The sequence below is a fragment of the Hydrocoleum sp. CS-953 genome, assembly GCF_002260545.1.
In the GTDB taxonomy this organism is placed as follows: domain Bacteria; phylum Cyanobacteriota; class Cyanobacteriia; order Cyanobacteriales; family Microcoleaceae; genus Trichodesmium.
In genome coordinates this window covers 1-11,398 of the sequence record NZ_LGSU01001373.1, presented here as the reverse complement: position 1 = coordinate 11,398, position 11,398 = coordinate 1, and the positions used below count along the sequence as shown (strand labels likewise).

11 protein-coding genes and 2 pseudogenes are annotated in these 11,398 nt (G+C 36.0%); 4 read left to right on the top strand and 9 right to left on the bottom strand.

Going from position 1 to position 11,398, the window contains the following annotated elements; translation table 11 throughout:
• The 6 genes and pseudogenes from AFK68_RS46610 to AFK68_RS37420 form a co-directional block, all read right to left on the bottom strand.
• Positions 1 to 214, bottom strand: a 214-nt coding sequence (locus AFK68_RS46610) for a PEP-CTERM sorting domain-containing protein (RefSeq protein ID WP_371357577.1), incomplete at its 3' end; no start/stop codon positions are given.
• Between the two features lie 246 nt (positions 215 to 460).
• Positions 461 to 1,016 (bottom strand): NF038130 family PEP-CTERM protein (locus AFK68_RS46605; RefSeq protein WP_371357575.1); only part of this gene is annotated, 556 nt, incomplete at its 3' end.
• A 1,167-nt stretch (positions 1,017 to 2,183) separates the two neighbouring features.
• Positions 2,184 to 2,658, bottom strand: a pseudogene (locus AFK68_RS46600) (aminotransferase class I/II-fold pyridoxal phosphate-dependent enzyme); the annotation flags it as partial.
• Between the two features lies 1 nt (position 2,659).
• Positions 2,660 to 3,528 (bottom strand): LL-diaminopimelate aminotransferase (locus tag AFK68_RS26660; RefSeq protein ID WP_246844484.1); only part of this gene is annotated, 869 nt, incomplete at its 3' end.
• Positions 3,529 to 4,038: 510 nt separating this feature from the next.
• The gene (locus AFK68_RS26655; RefSeq protein WP_094676556.1) at positions 4,039 to 4,371 is read right to left on the bottom strand and encodes a co-chaperone YbbN; all 333 of its coding nucleotides are present in this window, start codon (positions 4,369 to 4,371) and stop codon (positions 4,039 to 4,041) included.
• Between the two features lie 76 nt (positions 4,372 to 4,447).
• Positions 4,448 to 4,588, bottom strand: coding sequence for a hypothetical protein (locus AFK68_RS37420; RefSeq protein ID WP_168186671.1), 141 nt, complete (start codon positions 4,586 to 4,588; stop codon positions 4,448 to 4,450).
• Between the two features lie 132 nt (positions 4,589 to 4,720).
• On the opposite strand from AFK68_RS37420, the pseudogene glpX reads away from it, so the two are divergent.
• The 3 genes and pseudogenes from glpX to AFK68_RS26640 form a co-directional block, all read left to right on the top strand.
• Positions 4,721 to 5,488 (top strand): annotated as a pseudogene (glpX, locus tag AFK68_RS26650) (class II fructose-bisphosphatase); the annotation flags it as partial.
• A gap of 1 nt (position 5,489) precedes the next feature.
• Positions 5,490 to 5,963 (top strand): fructose-bisphosphatase class II (locus AFK68_RS26645; protein ID WP_143438325.1); only part of this gene is annotated, 474 nt, incomplete at its 5' end.
• Positions 5,964 to 6,959: 996 nt separating this feature from the next.
• Positions 6,960 to 8,255, top strand: coding sequence for a glutamyl-tRNA reductase (locus tag AFK68_RS26640; RefSeq protein ID WP_094676554.1), 1,296 nt, complete (start codon positions 6,960 to 6,962; stop codon positions 8,253 to 8,255).
• 385 nt (positions 8,256 to 8,640) lie between these two features.
• On the opposite strand, the gene AFK68_RS26635 is transcribed toward AFK68_RS26640, so the two are convergent.
• The 3 genes from AFK68_RS26635 to AFK68_RS46590 form a co-directional block, all read right to left on the bottom strand.
• A complete protein-coding gene (locus AFK68_RS26635; protein WP_094676552.1) occupies positions 8,641 to 8,856 on the bottom strand; it encodes a hypothetical protein in 216 nt (71 codons plus the stop codon).
• Positions 8,849 to 9,205 carry a hypothetical protein gene (locus AFK68_RS46595; protein ID WP_371357576.1) on the bottom strand — a complete coding sequence of 119 codons (357 nt, stop codon included), beginning with the start codon at positions 9,203 to 9,205 and terminating at the stop codon, positions 8,849 to 8,851. Before AFK68_RS46595 ends, AFK68_RS26635 begins: the two co-directional genes overlap by 8 nt.
• A gap of 11 nt (positions 9,206 to 9,216) precedes the next feature.
• Positions 9,217 to 9,493: hypothetical protein (locus AFK68_RS46590; protein WP_371357574.1), on the bottom strand; the 277-nt coding region annotated here is incomplete at its 3' end.
• Between the two features lie 476 nt (positions 9,494 to 9,969).
• On the opposite strand from AFK68_RS46590, the gene AFK68_RS26625 reads away from it, so the two are divergent.
• Positions 9,970 to 10,533 (top strand): hypothetical protein, encoded by a 564-nt coding sequence (locus AFK68_RS26625; RefSeq protein WP_094676548.1) that lies wholly within the window; start codon positions 9,970 to 9,972, stop codon positions 10,531 to 10,533.
• Positions 10,534 to 11,398 lie beyond the last annotated feature (865 nt).

The following is an 11,398-nucleotide window of genomic DNA, read 5'->3' as shown; positions in this document are numbered from 1 at the left end:
ACTTTGCAGACTTACGCTTAGTCGCAGCAACTAAACCACCTATCGCCACTAGACCTAATACAGTAGAAGGCTCAGGTACATCTTCAGCTAAAATATCACCTCCTGATGTAATAGTGAAATCGTAGAGACCTTGGTGGGAACCTTCTTTATCATCATCGTATACTGTAGCTAATTCGTCTGGTCCGCCAAACTCGTAGGCATATCCTAGTAACATACCGTCACGCTCAATTGCTACAACTTCACTGAATGCAAAACCTGAACTATGGTCTTTATGACCTGCAAGTTGGAAGAAGATATCATCATTACCTCTCTTTTGTACTGTAGCAACGTTAGGGTCACTGATTCTCATAACTTGTGGGGTTCCTCCATTTAGTAAATTACTACCTGTAAAAAATTCCCAACCCATATTATACATTTGCTGAGAAGTTCCAAAAGCCTCTAAACCACTACCTACGGTTGNTCTTTTGTACTGTAGCAACGTTAGGGTCACTGATTCTCATAACTTGTGGGGTTCCTCCATTTAGTAAATTACTACCTGTAAAAAATTCCCAACCCATATTATACATTTGCTGAGAAGTTCCAAAAGCCTCTAAACCACTACCTACGGTTGAAATTCCTTCGTTATACCATTGATGGAAAAAGGAAGTATAGCCATAGCCATCTTTTGTGGCAGCACCAAACCAGTCACCCCAAGTCATGCTACGGAATGTAACGTCTGAGCCATCATTAAACAAAATTTCTAATTCTGTAGCAGTCATCATATCAACTGCATTAGGATCGCCTAACTGACCAGATAATTCTACGTTGCCGTAATTTGCATTTTGAAGAATATAAGTTAGATCGACACCAGGTAAATTAGGGTCTAAGTCACCTGTACCATCATCTGAATAAACTACATTAGGTCCTGTTACTGTAGCGCTTGTGATGCTAGCCGCCATTGCCGGAGTGCCGAAAACTGCACTCATACCAGCAACAACAGAAGCACTTGCTAAAAATTTCTTTACTAAACCCGCCATAATCTTTACTCTCCTTAATGTTTGATTTGTGTCTTGTCAAAATTAGCTAGGCTAAAAAACTTATAAACAACTGGTTAAATGGAAATTAATCTATCTATTAAAATCATCAAAACATAAGTAACAAGATATTATGTGTGTTTCAAATCACCGATAATTATGNTCTCCTTAATGTTTGATTTGTGTCTTGTCAAAATTAGCTAGGCTAAAAAACTTATAAACAACTGGTTAAATGGAAATTAATCTATCTATTAAAATCATCAAAACATAAGTAACAAGATATTATGTGTGTTTCAAATCACCGATAATTATGATTTTGATTTGGTCTTTTGCGTAACAATGTACCTGTAGTTAGGATTTATATTGTTTGCCAGTCGATTTAAGCTTTTTTCCTTTTCGCTTAAACCTATTATAAGCAGATTTAAAATCAAATGTCTATAGTTTTATATGAAGTTTTAGTGAAGTTTTACCCCCTCTAAAACATAGTTGAAATCACTTATGTAATTACACGGAGGTAAATTTGGGGCAGGTTTATTTAATTCAATTATCACTATCAAAATTAATGATAGAACCTGCCCCTAAAATTATTTATGACAAAAATTAATCCGTAGGGGTAGGTTCATCCATTGAATAAAATATCCAACAATAAATCAAATAAACCCATCCCCCAAAATCCATAAATCACACAATTATTTATGACAAAAATTAATCCGTAGGGGTAGGTTCATCCATTGAATNAATCAAATAAACCCATCCCCCAAAATCCATAAATCACACAATTATTTATGACAAAAATTAATCCGTAGGGGTAGGTTCATCCATTGAATCAAATACCCAACAATAAATTCAAATAAACCCACCCCCTAATTACCATCACCATCAATTGATTTGGGGCAGGTTTAGTTAATTCAATTATTACCATCACAATCAATGACAAAACCTGCCCCTACAATTATTTCAATCCGTCAATTGCACAATTATTTATTCCCAAAATTCACTGATAACTGATAACTGATAACTGATAACTGATAACTGATAACTNCCTGCCCCTACAATTATTTCAATCCGTCAATTGCACAATTATTTATTCCCAAAATTCACTGATAACTGATAACTGATAACTGATAACTGATAACTGATAACTGAAATAAACCTGCCCCTACAATACAACTATCTCTGTAAAAATACCGAAATTTTCTCCACAGCCCTTGACAAAACTTCCGGTCTATGAACTAAAGCAAACCTCACATATCCCTCTCCCGCCTGACCAAAACCAGCCCCTGGGGCAACCGCTACCCCCGTACTTTCCACTAGGCCAACACAGAACCCCACAGAATCATTTGCCCACAATTCCGGCAACTTTGCCCAAACATACATAGTTGCTGATGGCATTGGCACAGGCCAACCAATTTTATCCAATGCTCCAACAAAAATGTCCCGCCGTTGCCGAAAAATGTCCACAGTTTCTCTAACCACCTCTTGCGGACCAGTTAAAGCAGCGATCGCTCCATTGAGAATGCCCCGATACTGATTAAAGTCAATACAGGCTTTAACTTGTCGCAAAGCCTGAATCAACTGAGGATTACCAATGGCATAACCAACTCGGAAACCTCCCATACTATAGGACTTAGACATAGTAAAAAATNGCAGCGATCGCTCCATTGAGAATGCCCCGATACTGATTAAAGTCAATACAGGCTTTAACTTGTCGCAAAGCCTGAATCAACTGAGGATTACCAATGGCATAACCAACTCGGAAACCTCCCATACTATAGGACTTAGACATAGTAAAAAATTCTATAGACACAGTTTTTTCCGGGTCAGCTTGAAAAATGGAAGGAGCAAGAGACTGTTTTCCGGGAGCTTCAGAAGATGAATCAAAAACAAAATCCAGATAAGGAGCATCGTGAACCAAGACCAAATTATGTTTTTGGCAAAAAGCCACAGCCTCTTCCAGAAAAGATAAAGGAGCGATCGCCGTTGTGGGATTATGAGGATAACTCAAAACCATCATTTTTGCCTGAGCCAAAACAGATTCAGGAATATCTGCCAAAACAGGCAAAAACTTATTTTCTGCCAACAAAGGCATTGGGTAAACTTGACCTCCCGCCAAATACACCCCACCACTATGAGAAGGATAACCGGGGTCTTGCAACAAAGCAAAATCCCCAGGATTCATTACAGCCAAAGGTAAATGAGCCGTACCCTCCTGGGAACCAATTAAAGCTAAAACTTCAGTTTCCGGATCTACAGAAATGCCAAATTTCCTATTATACCACTGAGCTGCTGCCTGCCTAAAAGCTTCAGTGCTAGAAAATAACGAATAACCATGAGTATAAGAATCTTGTAGAGATTGAGCGATCGCTTCTAAAGCATGGGGAGGCGCTGGTAAGTCAGAAGAACCTAGAGACAAATCTATTAAATCTTTTCCTGCCGCCTTTGCCCTTGCCTTAGCCATATCCATATCAGCAAAGACATTAAAACTTAGAGGTTCTAAACGTTTTGATAACTGCATATAAATAATGGATAATTGATAATTGATAATTAATAATAAAAACTATCTCTAAATTACCGAATAATTAATAATTAATAATTAATAATTAAATAATTCAGGTTTAAAGTCTCCCCTTGAAAGCTATCCATTACCCACATCTTTCTTAAGATAAGGTTTGACAAAATGGAAAAGTCATGTATAAGTCTAGGATCGCCTTTTTCTAGAGAAAAGTGTATTGAAAAATACATTTTTTTTGAGAACTACAGACAAGATTCTTACTCCCCAGACTTCCCACAAGGTTTTCAGAAGTTCCTGATAAGGGATAGTCTTGAAAGGCGAAAAAAATAAATTTTTTCCTTTTAGGGAGAGGTAATTATCCATTATCAATTATCCATTATCCATTAATAAATCCCTTCCCAGCGCAAGATTATAATCATTAGATTATTGCAAGATATAGCTTATAGCCAAATTTAGCTAGGTAATCTTCTAGCGGGAAGGGAGTATCAATTATTAATTATTAATTATTAATTATTAATTATCTAAATGAGGTTCCAACATCTCAACTAACTTTTTCTGTGTAATGCTCCCTTCATGGGAGAGTAATATTTCTTCATTCCGAAACAGTTTAAGTAAAGGAAGTCCTTCCACCTTATATAACTTAACAGTTTCAGGGTTAGGATCGACCTCCATCTTTACTACTTTTAGGCGATCGCTATACTCAGTGGCCACCTTTTCCACTGAAGGAGCAACTAATTTACATGGACCACACCAACTAGCCCAAAAATAAGCTAATACAGGCTTTTCTGACTTAAGGACTTCAGCTTCAAACTCAGAATCAGTAATGACAATAACATTGCTACTCACGTTTCTTCCATTCCATATTGACTAAAATTTTCTAATAAAGATTTTCTATTATTGCTGATCATTTGATCAAAATTAACTAGGTAAGCAAAACTCGACCCAAACTAATAAATTTTCCTAAATTATTCTTGAGGCTATCAACCATCATCTTCACAATCCTGACTCCTGTACGGGGGAATGGCCATTCCCCCGTACGACTGACTCGTGACTCCTGGCTCATGACTCCCTCAATAAAACTTTACATCAACTCTCCCCCCACAAAGTCCTAAGTTGATCCCCGCCTCTGATAGACTTTAACACTGGGAGAGCAAAATAAAAAAGTTTTCCTCAGCAGTTGGGAGAATAAAAATTCATGGATAACGTAATTGGTTTAGAAATTATCGAAGTAGTAGAACAAGCAGCGATCGCCTCTGCTCGTTGGATGGGAAAAGGTGAGAAAAATACTGCAGACGAAGTAGCTGTAGAAGCTATGCGGAAACGCATGAACGAAATTCACATGAGAGGTCGTATCGTTATTGGAGAAGGGGAGCGAGATGAAGCTCCTATGCTCTACATTGGGGAAGAAGTAGGAATTTGTACTCAGCCCAATGCTAAAGATGTCTGTGATATAGACCAGCTACTTGAGATTGACATAGCAGTTGACCCTTGCGAAGGAACAAACCTAGTTGCCTATGGTCAAAATGGTTCTATGGCAGTATTAGCTATTTCTGAGAAAGGTGGTCTATTAGCAGCACCAGATGTCTATATGAAAAAATTAGCAGCACCAGCAGTAGCTAAAAATCATGTAGATATTAATAAGTCAGCTACCGACAACCTCAAGATTATTTCAGACTGCATGGAACGTGCTGTTGAGGAATTGGTGGTTGTAGTGATGGATCGCCCACGTCATAAAGAACTCATAAATGAAATTCGTCAAGCTGGTGCCAGAGTTCGTTTAATTAGTGATGGTGATGTTTCTGCAGCAATTTCCTGTGCATTTGCAGGTACAAATATCCATGCTTTGATGGGTATTGGTGCTGCACCAGAGGGAGTAATTTCTGCAGCAGCCATGCGTGCTTTAGGAGGCCATTTCCAAGGACAACTGATTTATGACCCAGCTATTGTCAAAACTGGTTTAATTNGCTGGTGCCAGAGTTCGTTTAATTAGTGATGGTGATGTTTCTGCAGCAATTTCCTGTGCATTTGCAGGTACAAATATCCATGCTTTGATGGGTATTGGTGCTGCACCAGAGGGAGTAATTTCTGCAGCAGCCATGCGTGCTTTAGGAGGCCATTTCCAAGGACAACTGATTTATGACCCAGCTATTGTCAAAACTGGTTTAATTGGAGAAAGCAAAGAAGATAACATGGCTCGACTTAAAGAGATGGGCATCGAAGATCCAGACAAAGTTTACAATGCTGAAGATTTAGCTTCTGGAGAAACAGTCCTATTTGCAGCCTGTGGTATTACTCCTGGTACTCTAATGGAGGGAGTACGTTTCTTCCCTCATGGTGCTCGTACCCAAAGTTTGGTTATTTCTTCTCAGTCAAAAACTGCTCGGTTCGTAGATACCGTGCATATGTTTGGAGAAGCTAAAACATTGCAATTGAAATAGAAATAGTATTGGATAAATTTAGAGTATATCCAAACTAAAAAATGACCTACGAACCGAGCAGTCATAAGGTCATAATTAATTCCTCATATCAATTCGGATGGTTGAGGAATTATTAGTGTTTTGGGGTAGGTTTTAAGTTAAATATTGAGGTGCAAGAATTTTAACTAGCCATCAGCTTTTAGCATTTCCGTCCCGGAATGCTCCGCAAACAGCTATCAGGTTTTTAACCCAAGCTTAAAAAATCCAGCAGCTATTGCACCGGATGGTTTAAGAGGGGAAAAATCCCTTTCTCGTAAGTAAAAAAAATGATATTACTTATTGCTGAGTGCTGAGTGCTGACCGCTTGTTTAAGTATCCATCAAAAAGTTAACAGTTAAAATTTATCAAAGTTTATGGTGGTAGATTTTTCTCTCCACCAAAGCACACCACTAATTGAAGCAATATAGTGGAAGTCTTAAACAAGCCTGTTAAAAATATTAACTGTTGATGGATGACTGATACCAAATACCTAATATCTGTTCATTAATTGATAATGGATAATGAATAATGGATAATTATTTTGGTTTTGCGGAGCGACTTGAATTGCGTTTGGGGAACATTCCGTCAGGAAAGTTTTGCGGAACGCTTTCCATAATTATCAATTATCAATTATCAATTATCCATTGGTAAAACCTGCCTCATTTTTTTGAGTAAGTTATAATCGGCACTAAAACGATATAAATTTCTCCTAATTCATTCTTTAATACCAATTTGATAAATGTTTGCTACAAATAGCTAGGCTATTTCTTAAAACTCAGGAGTGAGGAGTCATAATGTAGATATTTAATACCATTTTTCGGCTTTAATTTATCTTTTTCATCAAATATACATTTTCACTCTTGTCTTTTAATAGTCCTTATTATTCGTAACATTCTTTTTTTAAACTGGTATAAGATTCCTCCCTTCAAAACGGGATTGAAATTAAAAAGAACAAAAAGTTAACAAAATAAAAATTATATGAATATCGCCGTAATAGGACTTAGCCACAAAACAGCTCCAGTCGAAGTTAGAGAAAAATTAAGTATTCCAGAAACAGAAATACAAAATGCAATTACTCAATTGTGTAGTGGAACTTATACCCAAGAAGTAGGAATTCTTAGTACCTGTAATCGTTTAGAAATTTATGTAGTTACTAATGAAATGCAGCCTGGAATTAGGGAAGTAACTCAGTTTCTTTCTGACTCTAGTAAAATACCTTTAACTCAACTTCGCCCTCATTTATTTATGCTACTCCATGAAGATTCTATTATGCACTTAATGCGAGTTGCTGCTGGATTGGATAGTTTGGTATTAGGTGAAGGACAAATTTTATCTCAGGTTAAACAAACTCATAAACTCGGACAACAATATAAGGGTATTGGGCGGATTCTTAATCGTTTATTTAAGCAAGCTGTAACTGCTGGAAAAAGGGTAAGGACAGAAACAAGTATTGGTACTGGTGCTGTTTCTATTAGTTCTGCTGCTGTGGAATTAGCTCAGATGAAATTGGAGGATTTATCTAATTATCAAGTGGCTATTGTTGGTGCTGGTAAAATGTCAAAATTATTGGTGCAACATTTATTAGCTAAAGGTGCAAATAAGATATCTATTATTAATCGTTCTGTGGGACGCGCTCAGGATTTAGCAAATAGTTTTAAGGATGCAAATATAAATGTTTATTCTATGTCGGAAATGGGTCAGGTTATTGCTGATTCTGATTTAGTTTTTACTAGCACTGGTGCAACTGAACCGATTTTAGATAAGGCTAAATTAGAGGTAATTTTAGACCCTTTAAAATCTGTAATGTTGGTAGATATTTCTGTACCTCGTAATATTGCTACTGATGTGAGTGAATTGCCAAATGTTCGTTGTTTTAATGTGGATGATTTAAAGGCTGTTGTTGCTCAAAATCAAGAAAGTCGTCGGCAAATGGCTATGGAAGCTGAGGTTTTATTAGAGGAAGAGGTGGAAGCTTTTGATGTGTGGTGGAAAAGTTTAGAAACAGTTCCGACTATTAATTCTTTACGACAAAAAATAGAGACTATTCGCGAACAAGAATTGGAAAAAGCTTTATCTCGGTTGGGGTCGGAATTTGCGGAAAAACATCAAGAGGTAATTGAGGCTTTGACTAGGGGTATTGTGAATAAGATTTTGCACGACCCAATGGTACAGCTAAGAGCGCAACAGGATATTGAGGCGAGGCGTCATGCGATGGAGACTTTACAACTTTTGTTTAATTTAGAGACGGAAGTTAGTTCTGGAAAAGTTGTTTAGTTAGTGCGTTGGCTAGTTTAGTGGGGTGTTCATACCCTACTATAATCTATCTAAGTTTTTTAGTTGAATAAAAAGTCTAGTGCAGGGACGAAGTAAGCCAAATGAATGAATAGTATCGCCTTTTTTTCCTGTTGTCAACCCTCTTTATTCTTTGTCGTTTTTTTTGAATGCCTATAACTAGGGTTTGCTGAAAAAGTCTTTTTAAGGAATATAGGGAATGGGGGAGTAGGGGAGTAATTTTTTTGCCCTGGTCTGTCAAAAATACTAACTTTTTGAGTATTTTAGACTGAAACAGGTGGGACTTTTTTCGACCTAAAAAGGCTAAAACTTTTATTTGTAAACGCTTTGAAATTTAATCAGCAGAGCAATAACTAAATTAAAAAAATTAACACCCTCGCAACTGGCGAACAATGCTGAAAATTTCACCTCTACCAAAGAATGCGCCAAAATATGCCAAAACAATTGAGTTGTAGCTTGATTCAAAATTTTCAGCTTTTTCAACAGTAGTGACATACAAATGTTGTCCTCCTAAAGGATGACTCAGGTGGTAGGTGTAATAACCATCGTCTAATTGACTAACAAAAACTGCATTCTCACGCATCTCCTCTGGATAGACCCACAGGACCACAGTGTTTACTTCTGAGTAATGCCTCACGCAGTTGCTCAAAATTATTAATCATAGGTTTGGTAGTAAATGGATCGTGATCTGTAAACATATGCCAAATACTTTGGTCAGAACGTGGCATATTTGCTGTAACAAAATATGCAAAATGTTCGCAGTTACGATGACCTAAATGGTAATCAATTCCAGTTGTAACTAGCTTAATTCGTTTTTCTATTAATTCCTTAGTTGCTCCAGTACGCTTTTCTAAAGTTATCTCTTTCAACTCTCCACTATTCCCCAGCCACTTATACTCGGAACCTACTTGAAAAAGTTTTTTTCTGAAAATATGCCCTTTCNTTGTAACTAGCTTAATTCGTTTTTCTATTAATTCCTTAGTTGCTCCAGTACGCTTTTCTAAAGTTATCTCTTTCAACTCTCCACTATTCCCCAGCCACTTATACTCGGAACCTACTTGAAAAAGTTTTTTTCTGAAAATATGCCCTTTCCCACCCATCCAAGATGTTCCATCCCAAGGCCCCCATTCAATAGTTTCTTTATTACCAATGTACACGAAAAAATGGCGGGTATTTGCAAAAAGCTGAACTGATAAAATATCACCAATTTGGTATTGCATTTTAATTTTAGGGATTAATAGTAAGGTTATCTACTGATGTGGCAATTTAATTCCTTGATAAGGAAAATATTATCAATATTGTAATTTTAATAAATTAATTTTAATAAATTAACTTTTATNATTAATTTTTATCTGTCAGTTACACATAAAAAAATTACTTATTTTTTGTCAATCAATCTATGCCATATCTTAAAGCAAAACATTTAACTGAAGCACTCCGACAGAGGAGATGAATAGTGAAATTTTCTCACTATTGCTCTATCCGTAATAGTTAATACATTTTATGAAGCACTCCGCCAGAGTATCGAAAGAATATTTGGAGAATTATATAGAAGAAAATTTTCTTCAGATTTTTCCAGGCTTGGTTTTGATGAAATGTCAGTATACTATTAATACCCAAAGATGGACTTTAATATGCTCTATTAAATCAGTTAAGCAACTAGCGATCGTTGAGTGAAAAAATGAGGAAAAGAAAGATGGGATATTTAAAAAGAGAAGATTTAACAAAGAATGGGAAAAAGTGGGATGATAAAGTAAGAAAAGAGAATCGCCAGCTATTATATGTAGGAGGAGAAATCAGATTTAAGTCAGAAGAAAACTTGGAAGATTATATAGAAGATAATTTTGAGAAACTCTTTCCCGACTTATGTTTAGTTAGGCGACAGTCTACTATTAATAGACAAAGATGCGATTTATTATGTAGAAGTAAATTATCAAAGCAACCTGTGATAATTGAGTTAAAAAATGAAGAGGATAGGGGTTTAATCTCTCAGCTTACTAGGTATAGGAAAGCTTTGCTAATAGAAAAGCCTTTTGCAGAGGAAATAGATTATTCGTTACCTGTGAAATTAATAGCGATTGCTCCTACTTTCCATGAGGATAATTATACAGATCGAGAAGCTTCTAAATTTGAGGATGATTTTTGTTTGTGGGAGTTTAGTATTGAAAACGAAAAAGGAGAAGTAAAGTTTAAACTCTGTGGTCAAAAATATCATATTGAACCAGATATTGGGTTTCCCAGGAGAAGCATTAAATACTGAGTTAAACTACGGTAGCTTACCTGCTTTTACAGATAACTTTGTATCTAGATTAGACAGACAATTTCGTGAAGATTTTGGAAAGCTAAGGTTGAAATTTTTATGCCAACCAAAAGTCAAAGAAATGGTGAGTGGGAGCTACAGAAAAATATTATTTGGTACAGGGGATGGCAAGACTCATAAAAAACTTGCAGAAATAANTAAATACTGAGTTAAACTACGGTAGCTTACCTGCTTTTACAGATAACTTTGTATCTAGATTAGACAGACAATTTCGTGAAGATTTTGGAAAGCTAAGGTTGAAATTTTTATGCCAACCAAAAGTCAAAGAAATGGTGAGTGGGAGCTACAGAAAAATATTATTTGGTACAGGGGATGGCAAGACTCATAAAAAACTTGCAGAAATAACTAATACTGGTAATGAAGTTAATTTATTTCTGTGGTTGCCAACAGCAGTTAGAACTAATATTAAAGTACCAGTTACAAGATTTGGATTTGTTTTAGCTGCAAATAAAAATTCATTATCTGATGATTCTCAAGTTGAATGGATAGTTTGTACAAAAGGTACTGTTAATTTGCAAGATAAAGAACTATCATTTAATAGAAATGGAATGCCAAAATGGGATGAACCTAGTCGATATTTATATTATGCTTCTTTAAATTCGTATAATACATTTTCTTTGCTAACCTATTTGTTAATGGGTATGACACCAGATGCTATGAGTGATGAAGATAGAGCTTGGTGGAATTCATATAAAACAAAAACTCCTACAAATTTAGGTTGGTATATTGATTTAGCTATTAAAACGTGGAATTCTCGAATTAAGTAACTTCGTTAATTTATCTCAAAAACAGCAAGTAACATTAC

Coding starts and splice junctions, on each gene's coding strand:
- AFK68_RS37420 (WP_168186671.1), bottom strand. CDS start 4,588: ATGAGCCAGGAGTCACGAGTCAGTCGTACGGGGGAATGGCCATTCCCC.
- AFK68_RS26640 (WP_094676554.1), top strand. CDS start 6,960: ATGAATATCGCCGTAATAGGACTTAGCCACAAAACAGCTCCAGTCGAA.
- AFK68_RS26635 (WP_094676552.1), bottom strand. CDS start 8,856: ATGCGTGAGAATGCAGTTTTTGTTAGTCAATTAGACGATGGTTATTAC.
- AFK68_RS26625 (WP_094676548.1), top strand. CDS start 9,970: ATGGGATATTTAAAAAGAGAAGATTTAACAAAGAATGGGAAAAAGTGG.